General features: G+C 34.5%; 14 protein-coding genes. 5 read left to right on the top strand and 9 right to left on the bottom strand.

Translation table 11 applies throughout. From position 1 onward, the window contains the following. Positions 1–10: 10 nt before the first annotated feature. Positions 11–835 carry a prephenate dehydratase gene (locus tag IPZ78_RS05905; RefSeq protein ID WP_225552073.1) on the bottom strand — a complete coding sequence of 275 codons (825 nt, stop codon included), beginning with the start codon at positions 833–835 and terminating at the stop codon, positions 11–13. A 608-nt stretch (positions 836–1443) separates the two neighbouring features. On the opposite strand from IPZ78_RS05905, the gene IPZ78_RS05910 reads away from it, so the two are divergent. From IPZ78_RS05910 to IPZ78_RS05920, 3 genes are all read left to right on the top strand, one after another. Continuing rightward, positions 1444–2226, top strand: coding sequence for a DMT family transporter (locus IPZ78_RS05910; RefSeq protein WP_225552074.1), 783 nt, complete (start codon positions 1444–1446; stop codon positions 2224–2226). Then, entirely contained in the window at positions 2223–2840 is a 618-nt protein-coding gene (locus tag IPZ78_RS05915) for an IMPACT family protein (protein ID WP_225552075.1), read from the top strand. Before IPZ78_RS05910 ends, IPZ78_RS05915 begins: the two co-directional genes overlap by 4 nt. A 130-nt stretch (positions 2841–2970) precedes the next feature. Next, entirely contained in the window at positions 2971–3561 is a 591-nt protein-coding gene (locus tag IPZ78_RS05920; RefSeq protein ID WP_225552076.1) for a hypothetical protein, read from the top strand. A gap of 92 nt (positions 3562–3653) precedes the next feature. Here the strand turns inward: IPZ78_RS05920 and rodA are convergent, their stop codons facing one another. The 8 genes from rodA to IPZ78_RS05960 all read right to left on the bottom strand — a co-directional run bounded on the left by rodA (position 3654) and on the right by IPZ78_RS05960 (position 13005). Next, a complete protein-coding gene (gene rodA / locus IPZ78_RS05925; protein ID WP_225552077.1) occupies positions 3654–4925 on the bottom strand; it encodes a rod shape-determining protein RodA in 1272 nt (423 codons plus the stop codon). After that, entirely contained in the window at positions 4912–6879 is a 1968-nt protein-coding gene (mrdA, locus tag IPZ78_RS05930; RefSeq protein ID WP_225552078.1) for a penicillin-binding protein 2, read from the bottom strand. Before mrdA ends, rodA begins: the two co-directional genes overlap by 14 nt. Positions 6880–6890: 11 nt before the next feature. Further along, complete coding sequence (locus tag IPZ78_RS05935) at positions 6891–7415, bottom strand: rod shape-determining protein MreD (RefSeq protein ID WP_225552079.1); 525 nt, start codon at positions 7413–7415, stop codon at positions 6891–6893. Beyond that, entirely contained in the window at positions 7408–8253 is an 846-nt protein-coding gene (gene mreC, locus IPZ78_RS05940) for a rod shape-determining protein MreC (RefSeq protein ID WP_225552080.1), read from the bottom strand. The genes IPZ78_RS05935 and mreC overlap by 8 nt, the downstream gene beginning before the upstream one ends. Before the next feature lie 97 nt (positions 8254–8350). Beyond that, positions 8351–9373 (bottom strand): rod shape-determining protein, encoded by a 1023-nt coding sequence (locus tag IPZ78_RS05945; protein WP_149912555.1) that lies wholly within the window; start codon positions 9371–9373, stop codon positions 8351–8353. A gap of 160 nt (positions 9374–9533) precedes the next feature. Beyond that, positions 9534–11201, bottom strand: coding sequence for a M1 family metallopeptidase (locus IPZ78_RS05950; protein WP_225552081.1), 1668 nt, complete (start codon positions 11199–11201; stop codon positions 9534–9536). Next, entirely contained in the window at positions 11194–11637 is a 444-nt protein-coding gene (locus IPZ78_RS05955) for an acyl-CoA thioesterase (protein ID WP_225552082.1), read from the bottom strand. The genes IPZ78_RS05950 and IPZ78_RS05955 overlap by 8 nt, the downstream gene beginning before the upstream one ends. Before the next feature lie 105 nt (positions 11638–11742). Further along, positions 11743–13005, bottom strand: coding sequence for a DUF819 family protein (locus tag IPZ78_RS05960; RefSeq protein WP_225552083.1), 1263 nt, complete (start codon positions 13003–13005; stop codon positions 11743–11745). A gap of 116 nt (positions 13006–13121) precedes the next feature. Between IPZ78_RS05960 and IPZ78_RS05965 the strand changes: the two genes are divergently transcribed. Together IPZ78_RS05965 and IPZ78_RS05970 are read left to right on the top strand one after the other, a co-directional pair. Next, on the top strand, positions 13122–14393 hold the full coding sequence (locus tag IPZ78_RS05965; protein WP_225552084.1) for a Gfo/Idh/MocA family protein: 1272 nt from the start codon (positions 13122–13124) through the stop codon (positions 14391–14393). Continuing rightward, positions 14393–15463 (top strand): Gfo/Idh/MocA family protein, encoded by a 1071-nt coding sequence (locus IPZ78_RS05970; RefSeq protein WP_225552085.1) that lies wholly within the window; start codon positions 14393–14395, stop codon positions 15461–15463. Before IPZ78_RS05965 ends, IPZ78_RS05970 begins: the two co-directional genes overlap by 1 nt. Positions 15464–15504 lie beyond the last annotated feature (41 nt).

Consider the following 15504-nt stretch of genomic DNA (forward strand, 5'->3'; position numbering starts at 1 on the left):
GATTGTTGTATTATACTTTTTCGTTTTTGATGTATTCACCCATGATACTGAAATTGACGGTGTGTTTTAAAACTTTACGTATAGCAGCATCATAATCTGATTGTTTTTTCCAATCTACATCCACGTAGAAGTCGTATTCATTACGTCTGCCAACTACTGGCATAGACTGGATTTTGCTTAAGTTTACGTTCTGCTCTGCAAAACATTGTAATACCGCTGCAAGCGAACCTACAGCATTTCCAGTTTGGAAGGATAGTGAGGCTTTATTAGCTCCTTTTTGCTCAACGACTTCATTGGCTAAAATCAAAAAACGTGTTGCATTCTTTTTATGAGTTTCTATTCGTTTCTCTAAAATATTAAGGCCATAAATTTTTGCAGCATATTCACTTGCTACAGCCGCGGTATTTGTTAATTTATCCTCGCTGATTTTCTTAGCACATCCAGCAGTATCCATACCTTCTTTGATTGTCCACTCTGGGTGTTCTCCCAAAAATTCATCACATTGACGAATAGCGATAGGATGTGATTCTACAAATTGAATATCACTCAATTTAACTCCCGGTAGAGCCAATAGATTTTGTTGTATATTCAAATGAACTTCGCCGATGATATGAAATCTGTAATCTCTTAATAAGTTATAATTCGGTAAAATACTACCTGCAATAGAATTTTCAATAGCCATCACGACATAATCTGCTTTTCCTTGTTTAAGCATTTCGCAGGTTTGTTTGAATGAGCCACATTCTATGGTTTCGATATCTTGACCAAAATATTTATAAGCAGCTTCTTCATGGAATGATGCTTTTACACCTTGGATTGCTATTTTTATACTCATGTTGTTTATATAGTCACACAAAAAAAGTCCTGGTTTTCAAACCGGGACTTTAGTATTTATCTTCTCATTTTAACACTAAATATTTGTCCCAGCTCTTATTGCTAAAATAAAAGAAGTTAAAATAATATGTGTTAAAATTTTTCATTTTCTCGTTTTGATATTTCAAAGGTATATTTTTAATTTTTAATTGCAAAATATTTGATTAAAAAATATTTTTTTTAATCAATTTTTATTCAAAAAATATAATGAATTATTTATGTAAAATGTTGTTAAAAATACCATAAATTTTGATGTTATTTGGTGTTTTTTTTGTTTAATTTAAAAATTAAGTAATTGTTTTTTAATTATTTATGTTTTATTAGGACTTTTGATATGTGTCGTTTTTTAGTGGGTATTTTTCATGATTTTTTACCTATTTTTTTATTAAAAATAGTGTATAAAATTTGTTTATTTTGTTTGTTTTTTTGGTTTTTTTATCGAAATAGAATATTCATTTTTATTTGATATTATTGTATCTTGAAATAATTTGTAGCATGATATATGTTTTAATAAGTGTATGCTGTAGTGTCATCGTCGGCGTGTTGATAAAAATAGCTCGAAAAAAACAGGTGAACGTTCAACAATTGGTATTGTGGAATTATCCGACTACTGTCGTTTTAACATATGCATTGTTTACGCCGAAATTTGATGAAATAAAAATATCATCATTGCCCTTTCAATTGTATTTTCCTTTAATGCTTTTGTTGCCTACCTTATTCATCTTTATAGCATTAGCTATAAAGTATAGTGGAATAGTAAAAACTGATGTAGCTCAGCGCATGTCATTATTTATACCCTTATTAGCCTCGTTTTTTATATTCCAAGAAATAATACAAATAAATAAGGTCATCGGTATAATTGTTGGTTTAATCGCGGTAGCATGCTCTATTAGTTGGAGTAAAGGTCATAATTCAAAGTCTAGTCGAAATTCAATCTATCCGATTTTAGTTTTTGTCGGGATGGGATTTATAGATATTTTATTTAAGCAAATAGCTCAATACAAAGATATTCCATATACTACATCTATGTTTTTGATTTTTGTAGGTGCTATGTTCGTTGGGGTATTCATTTTACTCTATCAGACACTGTTAAAGAAACGGGCATTTGACAAATCAGCAATTCTTTGGGGTTTAATGTTAGGTTTGTTTAACTTTGCTAACATATACTATTATATGAAAGCTCACCGTGCTATCGCAGATAATCCTTCAATAGTTTTTACAGCTATGAATGTTGGTGTAATTGTTTTGGGTAGTATTGTTGGAATAGTAGCTTTCGGAGAAAAACTGAGTTTAATAAATAAAATAGGGCTTGCTTTGGCAGTTTTATCTATATTTTTAATTGCATATCTGTGAGTTTATTTGAAGATACATATTTTACAATTGAAGAACCTGCGGAAGGAATATTCCGCGACAAAGGAAGTAAGTTTATAGCATATGCTTATCCATTTAAGGATGAAAATAAGTTAAAGGAAGTAATAGGAGAGCTAAGGTCTCTTCATCCAAAGGCACGACATCATTGTTGGGCTTACCGTTTGTCTCCAGATCGAACTGTATTTCGTGTGAATGATGATGGAGAACCTTCCGGAACTGCTGGAAGGCCTATATTAAATGCATTATTGTCAAAAGACGTTACGAATATCTTAGTTGTGGTTGTGCGTTATTTCGGTGGTACATTATTGGGAGTACCAGGCTTAATCAATGCTTATAAAACAGTTACTCAAGAAACTTTAGCAAGCGCATCAATAGTAGAAAAAACTGTAAATGATGTATATCAAATAGACTTTGGATATTTGGTAATGAATGACATCATGCGCATAATCAAGGATGAAAATATAACTGTATTAAGTCAAGAGTTTGATAATGCATGTATTATGATAGTCGAAATGCGCAAGATGCAGGTAAATAATTTTGTTCAAAAAATAGATAAAATTGAAGGTGTACGAAGTACGTATTTGCGAACACTCTAAGTTTTACATATTATGATTGAGATCTCGAATAATTTATTCGAGATTTTTTGTTTTAGGAGGTAACAAAAAAATCATTGTTTTTATATAAGAATAAGGACATTAATTAATTGTAACATTTAAATTTTGAACCATGAAAAATTTTGTAACCCACATGCTTTTATTATTTGTTTTATCGACTACAATGAGTTGTAATAAAACTGAAGAATTATCTATTGAGTCTGCTCGTGAATCAGAAATCTATGCTATACCAATTCTACATTTTGAAGGTAAAGAAAAGATGACTAAAGGAATAGTCGTTGGTAATCATAGTGAAATGATGAAAATCATTAAAGATGATGGTTTTAGTATAGTGAAACTAGCCTCTAATGTTAATAAGGTTTTTATTCCTGTAACTGGAGCTACAAGTCGTCCAGATTCGCCTTACGATCCAATACTTGATCCAGTGGATCCAACAAAATATTGTTGGGATGAAATAAATACTATATATCAATCTCTTTACCCACAGGCTTTGGCTATGGCTAATAGAGAGTGTAGAGAAGTAATGTTGTGTATTGGCTGTCCGAGCGGCGGACTTACGGCTACAATGGTAGTTAAACCGACATCTATCCAATGTGCACAAATTGTAAATGTGCAATTACAATTATCTGTTTTAGATGTTGATGGAGGTCTCGATGGTAAAGATGTTGCTGATTATATTAATCAGAATAGTAGTAAAAAATAAGAAAACTTATAGTATTATAAAATTGAAAAGAGTTGGTAGAGTTTACTACCAACTCTTTTTATGATGTTTGATTATTGATCAATTTAATATTCTTAATTAGGTGATAATCCTTTTCTTGTTGAGTCAAACTTCAATAAAATAAAAAGTAGAATAGTAAAGCTCCATAATGATGATCCTCCATAACTAATGAATGGCAAGGGGATACCAATTACAGGTACAATACCAATCGTCATTCCTATGTTAATAAAGAAATGGAAAAATAGGATGGAGGCAACACCATATGCGTAGACACGAGCAAAGGTAGTTCGCTGTCTTTCGGCGATATGGATAATTCGTAAAAGTAAGAAAACATAGATACTAATTAGTACCACAGAACCAACAAAGCCCCATTCTTCGCCTACTGTACAAAAAATAAAATCTGTACTTTGTTCCGGAACGAAGTTGTACTTTGTTTGTGTACCCTGAAGATATCCTTTTCCAAATAATTTACCTGATCCTATTGCAATTTTAGACTGATTTAAGTTGTATCCTTGTCCCCTAGGATCGTCCATTTTTCCTAATATAATGTCTATACGATTACGCTGATGGGGTTGCAAGATGTTTTCATACGCAAAATCTACACTGAGCACATATACACTAGCTATTGCGAATATGACGCCCAAATCAATTAAATACTTACGCTTTTTACCTAAAAGAACTATAAATCCTATACATATGGCTGCAATTATTCCTATTAATAACCATTGATTTATCAATAGAGCAAGAACAAATAATAATATGGCTAACCCTCCTAATATCATTAGTTTTGAGTTCACATAGCCTTCTCTATAAAACACAAATATTAAGGAGAAAAATGCCAACGCTGATCCTGTATCAGGCTGTAGCATCACTAGGAAAACAGGAAACAATACTATACAAGAGCCTATTATTAAGCCCTTTATAGAAGGCGTTTTGTTGGATTGTGAATTAAGGTAAAAGGCTAATAATAAACATGTAGCTAATTTTCCAAATTCTGAAGGCTGAAGTCTAAAACTACCTATAGGAATCCAAGCTTGGTTACCACCTACATTCCGACCGACTATTAATACAGCCACAAGTAAGAGTATAACAACTATATAAATAAATGGAGTCGCAGATATAAAAAAGCGTTGATCAATTATTAGAATACTAAATCCAATAATAATGGCTGTAAAAATAAATATAGATTGCTTCCCATAGTTTGTTTCCATATTGAATAAACCAGGGTGTTCAGAATCAAAAACGGCTGCATGGATGTTGAACCATCCGATAAGACATAATACCAACCATAATATGATGGTTATCCAGTCAATTCTTCCTAAAAAACCTTTCTTATCGTTGTTCATAGTTTCTTCTTACTTGACTATGATGAACTACTAAATTATTTCTATTCTTATCTAGTACAGTAGCTTTTTTTACTGTATTTGTCTTGTTTTTTGTGCTATCCTTCTTTTCTTTTACCTCTGGCTTTACGTCTTTAGTTTTCACTTTTGGTAAAATAACAGCATTCAATACCCGGTCTTGTATATGCTTAGGTAAGCTAACTGTATCACGGATATACTTTTCAATGAGCATACTTGCAATAGGGGCAGCCCATGTACCTCCATATCCCGCATTTTCAATAAACACAGCGATAGCGATTTTTGGATTTTCTCTTGGTGCAAAAGCGAAAAATACAGCATGGTTTTCGCCATGTGGATTTTGAACAGTACCTGTTTTACCACACATCTCAATACCTGGAATTCTAGATGCAGCAGCAGTACCACTAGAAACAGCTAGACTCATACCCTCGATCACAGGTTCGTAATATTTTGCGTCAACACCAGCCCATATTTTCTCTGTGAATTCTTTTTTGATAATTTTTTCTTCACCGATGCCTTTAATCAAATGTGGACGATAATAAAAGCCTCGATTGGCTACAATAGCCATGATATTAGCCATTTGTAAAGGTGTAATTCCAATTTCTCCTTGACCTATTGAATTTGAAATATTATACGTTGATCTCCATTTATTACTCCTAAATCTTTTTGTATACTGATCCGAGGTGTATAGTAATCCTCCTTTTTCACCTGGTAAATCAATTCCTAATGGAGATCCTAGTCCAAATTTAGTCAACCCATCTCGCCATAGATCATATGCTTTGTAAGATGGCATGCCTCTGCTATCCAGCATTTTGGCATACACGTACCCATAATATGTGTTACAAGAATTTTGGATAGACTTGACTAAACCTGTAGAACCATCTACGTGGGTGCAACGCATTCTAGCACCATTGACATAGTAACCTCCGGGACAATAAAATGTGGTTTGCTGATTTATTACTCCAGCCTGCTGTGCCGTTAGCGCTGCCACGACCTTAAATACAGAGCCTGGAGGATAAGAGGCTTGGATAGGTCTATTGAACATTGGTTTATATGGATCGTACAACATCTCCATATAGTTATTTCCTCGTTCACGTCCTACCATTAAGTTGGGATTGTAGCTTGGACTACTAACATAGGTTAAAATTTCACCAGTAGCAGGTTCAATAGCCACCACTGATCCTAATTTATTGCGCATTAGTTTTTCTGCCAAAAGCTGTACCTCTTTGTCCAATGATGATATTAATCCATCTCCAGCAATAGCTAACGTGTCGTATTTTCCATCCATGAAAGAGCCTTTTGGACGATTTAAAGCATCGACCATTTGGTTTTTAACACCACGAGTACCACGTAGTAGCTCTTCGTAAGAACGTTCTACGCCTGATGCTCCAATGTAATCTCCAGAGCGATAGAAGCCTTTCGAACGTTCAATATCTTTATCATTTACTTCTTGAATATAACCTAGGAACTGGGCTGCAATACTATCTGGATATGAGCGGATATTTCTATCTATGGTATAAAAACCATTGAATTTATCCATATGCTCTTGCAGTACTGCAAATGTTTCTTTTGGTATTAGTTTTTCGAAGATAGAAGCACGAAAAGGTGAGTGATCTCGAGCCTTTTTCATACGTTTAATAAAGTTTTCTTTATCAATACCAATAAGCTTGCATAACAGTAAGGTATCAATATTTTTAGCTTCTTTAGGGATAACCATTAAATCGTAAACTGGTTCATTTTGAACTAAAATTTCACCATTACGGTCTAACACGACTCCTCGAGCAGGATATTCTATTACTTTACGTAATACGTTATTATTGGCTGATAATAGGTATGAATCATCTATTATTTGTAGAAAAAATAGTCTCGCAACTAAGGTTAATGCAATTATGAGGATGACTCCTTGAATAATATACTTTCTTTCAAAAAAACTATTCATGATGCATCAGTTTAATTAATTATGCGTGATTTTTTGTGATACGTTAATAAGCTTATGACAAAAATTATTACTAATGTACAAAGACAGCTTAATACAATACTGATCAGTGTCTGAATGAAATTCTGAAGCGAGAACGTTTCTACGAGAAATAGGAAAAAATGATGTACCAAAGTCCCTAATAAGATATAAGTACTAAACCATTTGAATCCCATATTACCCCAAGAGGGTGTATTAAATGACTCCTGCTCATCGAGCTCAATGGTGATTTTATGAAAGAAAATTCTAAAAAAGGCTAATGCTACACAGGCCGCTGTATGTATGCCAATGCTATCATAAAATGCGTCAATACTTAATCCTGTTAAGAATGCCAGTATATATAATACGATATTGGGGGTGCCAACAGGCAAGAGTAACACAATTAAGATATATGGGAAAGCAACGGCAATATTATAATATCCTATATTCTTTAATACAGCTACTTGAAGTAGGATTAAAGCTAAAAAACGTATAATATTAAATATGACAATTTTAGCCATTATTCTCCTCGTTTAATGTTTCTAATTCTATTTTCTCTTTCGCCAACTTGTCTTTCACAATATAAACATGTGTCAATTTTTCAAATTTTGTTGTTAAGAGAATTCTCACATCTTTAAATGATCCACCGGTGACGATGTCGGTTTGGACAATGTAGCCTACTTTTACACCTTTAGGGAATTTAGTTGAAAATCCAGAAGTATAAATAGGTTGGCCAACGTATAACTTTACATGATTTGGAATATCGCGAACCATAGCGAATCTTGATTCTGTATTTTCGCCCCATACCAAAGACCCAAAAGCAGAGGTAGTAGAGTCTATCGAAACTGAAATTTTGGTTGTCGGGTGTAATAATGATTTAATTGTACTGAAATGTGGTGATACATTTAAGACAGAGCCTACAACACCGTTAGAAGTGATCACTCCCATATCTTTTTGGATACCGTCTAAAGAGCCTTTATTTACAGTAATATAGTTGTTTTTTTGATTTACACTATTATTCACCACCGAGGCTACAATAAATCCATATCTACTTGGATCATCCAGAGAATCCGTTTCTAGAACTTCTGTAATGGAATCATTACTTATGAAAGATTGTAACTGGTGTCTAAGTAAGGCATTTTCATCAAGTAATTCTTTATTGGCATCTGCTAGATGCATATATTCCTTCCATGAATTTACTTTGCCGTAGAAAGAGCCTACAACAACATTGGATGAGTTGACAAATGACGATCGTTGAAAATTATTGTTGTTGACAACTAACGCAAGAGATAACACGAAAAATAATATAAACCAAAAAACGGAATTATATCTGACTAAGAAGAGCCACAGGTTTTTCATGTATCTATACTTACTTAAAATTTATTATTAAAAAATGCGCGATATAGAATAAGTATTTCTTTTCTATATCGCGCCTAAATATTTTATATTGAGGGTATTATTGCATTAAGAATTTGAATCTTCCTATGTTTTTTAATGCAATACCAGTACCACGTACTACAGCGCGAAGAGGGTCTTCAGCCACATGAACAGGTAATTTTGTTTTTGCTTGAATTCGTTTATCTAAACCTCTCAATAGTGCACCACCACCAGTCAAGTAAATACCCGTTTGGTAGATATCTGCTGACAATTCTGGAGGTGTAATCTCTAATGCTTTAAGAATTGCTTCTTCGATTTTTGAAATCGATTTGTCTAAACAATGCGCGATCTCTGTATAAGAAACGGTAATTTGTTTAGGTATACCTGTCATTAAATCACGTCCCTGTACCGCAAAATCTGCTGGTGGATCTGATAATTCAGGAAGTGCAGCACCCACTTCAATTTTAATCTTCTCAGCTGTACGGTCACCAATCATAATATTATGTTGGCGACGGATGTATTGAACGATATCGGAGTCAAAATTATCACCTGCTACACGGATGGATTGATCACAAACAATCCCTGATAGTGCAATAACAGCAATCTCTGTCGTACCACCACCTATATCAATAATCATATTTCCAACAGGCTCTTCTACATCAATTCCGATACCGACAGCAGCTGCCATTGGCTCATGGATTAAGTATACTTCTTTTGCACCAGCTATTTCAGCTGAATCACGAACGGCACGTTTTTCAACTTCTGTAATACCAGAAGGAATACATACTACCATACGAAGGGAAGGGAAAAACCAAGATTTTCCATTGTTTACCAATTTAACCATCCCGCGAATTAGTGCCTCTGCAGCTGTAAAATCAGCAATAACACCGTCACGTAATGGTCTTACGGTTTTTATATTATCGTGTGTCTTACCTTCCATTTGCATCGCTTGTCTGCCAATAGCAATTACTTTATTGGTAGTGCGATCAAATGCTACTATTGAAGGTTCATCAACTACTACTTTATCATTATGTATAATTAGGGTGTTTGCAGTCCCCAAGTCAATCGCAACTTCTTGCGTAAACCAATTGAATAAACCCATCTAAAAAGTCCTGATTCTTTGTGTAAAATTTGAACAAAATTAACTAAAAAAAACTGATATTGATAATACCAAACAGATAAAAACTAATAATAAATTTTATTTTTTATGCTGTTGTAGTAAATATCCTATTTACTTTTTTAGAAACGTCTTTTTTTTTCTGTTATTGTACTTTGGTGTTAATATAATAGTTGTATGTATCTACGGAAAGATTAGCTTTTGATAGTCCTTTTATGTTGATTTTGGTGTATTTGTCAGTTAATTTGATCAGTTTATAATTTTTTTCAATACCCAAATGTATAGGCATATGAAAATCTTTAACATCAGTCAGCCATCTAGCCAGCACATCACCATTTGAATTAAATTTCACATCTAAAACTGGAATTGTTTTGTTTTGAATATATTGCTCAAAGACTTTATCTAAATTAAGTGAAGTATGTGTAGAAATGTAGTTTAGTATATCATTGTAATCAACTTGCTTATGTCTAAAGTGATGGTTTAATGCTCTAAGTATCGATCGCCATTTGGTGTCGTCATTAACCATAGTACGTATCATGTTCCAAAATACGCCACCTTTCAAATACATATCACCCGAACCTTCTTTATTCACATGATAGGGGCCTTGCATAGGTTTGTCATTTTTGATACCTGCACGGTTACCGTATACATAAGCTTGTCCAGCTTCTTTACCATAATGATAGTCGATGAATAGGGCTTCTGAATAGTTGGTGAAACTTTCATGTATCCACATGTCAGCAATATCTGCGGCAGTAATATTGTTTCCAAACCATTCGTGACCACTTTCATGTACGATTATAAAATCCCATTTTTTACCCCACCCTGTATTTGAACTGTCAAAGCCACGATAGCCATTCTGGTAGTTGTTTCCATAGGCAATAGCCGATTGATGTTCCATTCCCAGATGAGCTGTCTCAACAATTTTATAAGAATCTTCAAAAAAAGGATAAGGACCAAACCAATATTCTAATGCCTCTAGCGTTTGTGCTACATTTATATTCAAGTGTTTTTTCTTTGTCGGTGTGTCGTTCTCTCGAAGAATGTAATACTCTACATCAAGAAGTCCTTTTTCAGTCTTTACCTTTTCTTGCATTGTGACGTAATCCCCAATATTTAATGATACATTATAATTGTTAATAGGATTTGTTACTAGCCAATGATATTTATTATGGCCATCATCGAACATTTCTTTTTTAATAAGACGACCATTCGACACATTTACTAAATCTTTTGGTACAGTTACAGAGATTAACATGCTATCTGGTTCGTCAGATTGATGATCTTTATTGGGCCACCATGCACTCGCACCCAATCCCTGAACGGCTGTTGCGACAAAATGCTTTCCATTGCTATCTCTTTTCCAATCTATGCCTCCATCCCAAGGAGCTCGCGTAGCCTGTATTGGATTGCCAGAATAAAATACTATAAACTCATCATTTTGGTTCTTTTTAATTGTTTTCGGGAAAGTTACAAATACAGCATTGTAGTCCCTAGTAAACAATAATTCATTGCCATGATATACTATTTTATCTACTGATAGATTGTCAAATAGGTCGAATTGAAGTTTGTTGAAATCGTTTACGGCTTTAAATTTAAAAAGATTGGATCCAGAAATAAATTTATTGTCCAGATCAACTTTTACATCCAAATGGTAATATTGAATATCATAACAACTACGTAGAGGGGTAAGTTGACCTCGTAAAGAGTCTGCTTTTGAATAAAGTTCTTTAGCTTGCATCAGTTGGGCTTTTGCTTGTGTGCATAAACCACATATTGACGTGATAAGTAGGGATGTAAATAATATTTTATTCATTGATTTCGATGTAATCTGTTGATTTTGGTATTTTTTGTAAAATTGATTTCCAAGCTTCTGGCAAAGAGGTTAATTTTCTAATTTGTAAGTCTAACCAAGCACCGTCAACATTTACCGTAGCTGCAATTTCGCCATTAGGCTTAATAATTTGATGGCGGAAAGAAAATCTACCGTTAATTGTACTGTATTTTGTTAATTCGGTACTTACCTTAATTATTTCGTCTAAGTTTACTTCACGATGGTAAATTAGTTCTTCACGAAATAAAATTGGACCAATTTTGTTTTTAGCAAATTCGTTCAGTGACAGTCCAAATTCATTAAGCATATTACTACGTGCTTGTGCACAGAAATCAGCGTATGCTGAATGTCTCAAATGACGATTGGCATCTATTTGAGACCATAAAACCTGTCCTTCAAAAAATATATTCTGATTCATAGCCATATTTAGAATACATTAAAAGTATAAAATTGCTAGGTATATAAAAAGGATAAGAGCGATAAATCGATATTTATCGCTCTTATCGTGTGCATTTATAATGTCTTATACCGGTGACGCTAATTGCATTAAAACAGCAGTAAGCCAGCCTGCATACGTGCCTATAGCATAGCCAAATACAGATAATATAACACCAACTGAAATAAGAGATGGATGAAATGCCGCAGATATAACTGATGCGGAAGCTACGCCTCCAATATTTGACATACTTCCTACTGCGTAATAGAAGAAGGGTATTTTGAATATTTTTGCCACAATGAATAATAATAGGGCATGAAAAGAAATCCACAAAATACCAACAATAAACAATCCTGGGTTTTGAAGAATTGCTAAAATATCCATTTGCATGCCTATAGTTACAATCAACATGTACAGTAAAGCTGTGCCCATTTTAGACGCGCCTACATTTTCTAATTTACGTGCTGGTGTGAAGGATAATCCGATTGCTATAATCGTAGCGAAAAGAATAATCCAAAAGAAAGTATTTGTCAGTGAAAAAGTTTCTAATTGAGGATGGTGTTGAGTTATGTATGCTGCTACTGGTTCTGCCAAAAAAGTGGCTAGTCCTGTTCCGGCGAAAGCTATAGACAGCATTAAGATGATATCTTTGGTTTCTGGCATTTTAGCATTCTCTTTGGATTTTTTTTCCAATTTTACCATCAGTTCATCTACATCTCTGGAATCAGCTTTGAAGAATTTATCCATCATTTTACTTTTTCCAGCACCATAAAGTAGTAGTGCCATCCATGAATATGCTACAAATACATCTACAGCAATAATAGATGAAAATAAGGATGATGATGGTTGAAGTATTTCTTTTAATGCTACTTGATTAGCACTTCCACCTATCCAAGATCCCGCTAATGTGCCTAATCCACGCCAAACTTCATCTGGACCGATTCCACCTACTATTTGTGGAGCTACTAATGAGGTGAGCCAAACAGCAAGAGGGCCACCTAAAAGTACGCCAATCGTACCTGTTATGAACATTAATCCAGCTCGTTTACGTAATCCCCACATTTCTTTAATATCTAAATTAAGTATGAACAAAATTAAGCATGCGGGTAAAAAATAACGACTTCCTATAGTTGTTAATGGAGAATTAACTCCATCAAATACATGCAATGTATTGAGAAGTCCGGGTAAAAAATAACATAATAGGAGTGGAGGGATGACATTATAAAAACCTTTAATATATTTATTGTTAATACTAGCGGTGTAAAATACGACTCCCAAAATAGCCATCAATATGCCGACAATTACTGTATTATTGGTAATCAGGGGTTCAATAATTTGCGTGTCTTTCATCGTGTTAATACTAGTGAGGTGTGAAAATATGTAATATTTTTGATGTTTATTTAATAAAAATAGAATGTGTTAACTTTCAACTTTTTAAAAATTATTAAAAGTTGCATATTTATAGGATGAAATACTCTAGAAGAAATTTTATAAAAACAAGTGGTATGGTGATGGGCAGCCTACCGTTTGCAAACATAGCAGCTGATGTGAGTTTTGATAAAAAGATAAGAGTTGGTTTAGTAGGATGTGGGGGAAGAGGAGTAGGAGCATTGATCCAGGCTATGACAGCAGATCCGGAAGTGATTGTGACTGCTTTGGCAGATGTTTTCCCTGAGCAATTAGAGCAAGCACATAAACTTGCATTCAAAAAGGATAGTAAACGTGTAGACGTTCCTAAGGAAAGGCAGTTTTTAGGATTTGAGAGTTACAAGGATTTAATTGATTCTGATGTAGATGTGGTATTGCTTTGTAGCCCTCCAAATTTTAGACCTGATCATATAGAGTACGCTGTTGCAAAAGGTAAGCACATCTTTTGTGAAAAACCTGTTGCAATAGATATTCCAGGGCTTAAGCGAGTAATGGAGAGTGTGCGAATTGCTAAAGAGAAGAAATTGAATCTAGTTTCGGGATTTTGCTTCCGCTATCTGACACCTAATCGTGAAATAATGGGACGTGTTAATTCTGGTTCTATAGGTGATGTACGTTCTATTACCACTTTTAGATGTGGTGGCGAGAATACAGTGAAACCTAAACTGGCACATTATAGCGAAATGCAATATCAATTAAAAAACTGGTACTATTTCCAACGCTATGCCGCAGATTTAATCGTAGAGCAGACAGTGCATAGCATTGATTATATGAACTGGGTGATGGGAAATAAACTTCCTAAGACTGTTTTTGCAACAGGGGGAAGACAAAGCTGGGCATGGAATGGTTTAGGTAATGGGTATGATCATTTTGCGGTAGAGTATGACTATGGTGATGGTGTGAAAGGTATGCATTTTGGAAGACAACAAAGTGGTACAGACAGTCGTAATTCTGTCGAAGTCTTGGGTAGTAAAGGCCGTGTGGAAGTGAATATAATGAGTTCTTATAAAATTATAGGGGATAATCCATACGAATTTTCTGGTCCATCAAATAATATGTACCAGACTCAGCACGATGAATTAATAGCATCTATCCGAAAGAACGATGTAATTAACGACGGTGATTTTATGGTAAATTCAACATTGCTGGCTATTTGGGGGAAAGTATCGGCATATACAGGCAAGCGTATTTCTTTGGAGCAAATATTGTCATCTAAAGAAGAGTTGAGTCCTCGTTCAGATGCTTATTCATGGGAATTGGGGCCGGACAAGCTTGATATTCCAAGACCAGGAATGAAATCTTTTGTATAATGGAAAAAATAAAAGTATTAGTTGTCGGTTGTGGGAATATGGGGGCTTCACATGCTAAAGCTTACCATGATTTTTCAGAATTTGAGATCGTTGGATTGGTTTCAAGAGGTGAGAGTAAGCGTGATTTGCAAACGCAATTAGGATTAGAATACCCGCTATTTGAAGAATATGAAGTAGCCTTAGCAAAGACGAAACCAGACGCTGTTTGTATTTCAACATACCCAGATACGCACGAGGATTATGCCGTAAAGGCATTTGAGGCTGGTGCACATGTGTTTATCGAGAAGCCTTTAGCTGACACTGTCCTTGGTGCTGAAAAAGTAATTGAAGCAGCATTAAAGGCGAATAAAAAGTTGGTTGTTGGTTACATATTAAGACATCATCCCTCATGGATGAGATTTATAGAAGAAGGTAAAAAATTAGGTACACCCATGGTTTTTCGTATGAACCTAAATCAGCAGAGTCAGGGATATATGTGGGATGTACATCGTAATTTAATGAAAAGTCTCAGTCCGATTGTAGATTGTGGTGTACATTATATTGATGTAATGTGTCAGATGACAACAGCTAAACCAATTTCAGTTTCTGCAATTGGGGCTCGATTGACAGAAGATATACCTGTAGGTAATTATAATTATGGCCAATTACAGATTCGATTTGATGATGGCTCTGTAGGATGGTATGAAGCAGGATGGGGTCCAATGGTTAGTCAAACTGCCTTTTTTGTTAAAGATGTTTTTGGCCCCAAAGGTTCGGTCTCCATTGTTGCCAAAGAAGCATCTCAAGATGGACAGTCGGATTTTGTCGAGTCACATACCAAAACTGAATCTATCCGTGTTCATCACGCGGCAATTGATGCTGAGAATAAGTTTGTAAAAGAAGATGAATGGATTAATCTACATGATGAACCAAATCATCAAGAACTTTGTAATCGGGAGCAGCGTTTCTTTTTACAAGCAATCAAAGAAGACCTAGACTTGTCAAAATCAATGGACGATGCATTGAATAGTCTTAAGATAGCATTAGCTTGTGATGAAAGCGTGAAGATCGGTAGTATTGTGAACCTATAGTGAATCTCAAAAGCGTATTACATTGCTGTCTTTTTAATATA

It is taken from the genome of Sphingobacterium bovistauri (assembly GCF_020295405.1).
GTDB lineage: Bacteria > Bacteroidota > Bacteroidia > Sphingobacteriales > Sphingobacteriaceae > Sphingobacterium > Sphingobacterium bovistauri.

Excerpts from the sequence above, each read along its gene's own strand:
- IPZ78_RS05905 (WP_225552073.1), bottom strand. The coding sequence starts at position 835 with ATGAGTATAAAAATAGCAATCCAAGGTGTAAAAGCATCATTCCATGAA.
- IPZ78_RS05920 (WP_225552076.1), top strand. The coding sequence starts at position 2,971 with ATGAAAAATTTTGTAACCCACATGCTTTTATTATTTGTTTTATCGACT.
- rodA (WP_225552077.1), bottom strand. The coding sequence starts at position 4,925 with ATGAACAACGATAAGAAAGGTTTTTTAGGAAGAATTGACTGGATAACC.
- mrdA (WP_225552078.1), bottom strand. The coding sequence starts at position 6,879 with ATGAATAGTTTTTTTGAAAGAAAGTATATTATTCAAGGAGTCATCCTC.
- IPZ78_RS05935 (WP_225552079.1), bottom strand. The coding sequence starts at position 7,415 with ATGGCTAAAATTGTCATATTTAATATTATACGTTTTTTAGCTTTAATC.
- mreC (WP_225552080.1), bottom strand. The coding sequence starts at position 8,253 with ATGAAAAACCTGTGGCTCTTCTTAGTCAGATATAATTCCGTTTTTTGG.
- IPZ78_RS05945 (WP_149912555.1), bottom strand. The coding sequence starts at position 9,373 with ATGGGTTTATTCAATTGGTTTACGCAAGAAGTTGCGATTGACTTGGGG.
- IPZ78_RS05950 (WP_225552081.1), bottom strand. The coding sequence starts at position 11,201 with ATGAATAAAATATTATTTACATCCCTACTTATCACGTCAATATGTGGT.
- IPZ78_RS05955 (WP_225552082.1), bottom strand. The coding sequence starts at position 11,637 with ATGAATCAGAATATATTTTTTGAAGGACAGGTTTTATGGTCTCAAATA.
- IPZ78_RS05960 (WP_225552083.1), bottom strand. The coding sequence starts at position 13,005 with ATGAAAGACACGCAAATTATTGAACCCCTGATTACCAATAATACAGTA.
- IPZ78_RS05965 (WP_225552084.1), top strand. The coding sequence starts at position 13,122 with ATGAAATACTCTAGAAGAAATTTTATAAAAACAAGTGGTATGGTGATG.
- IPZ78_RS05970 (WP_225552085.1), top strand. The coding sequence starts at position 14,393 with ATGGAAAAAATAAAAGTATTAGTTGTCGGTTGTGGGAATATGGGGGCT.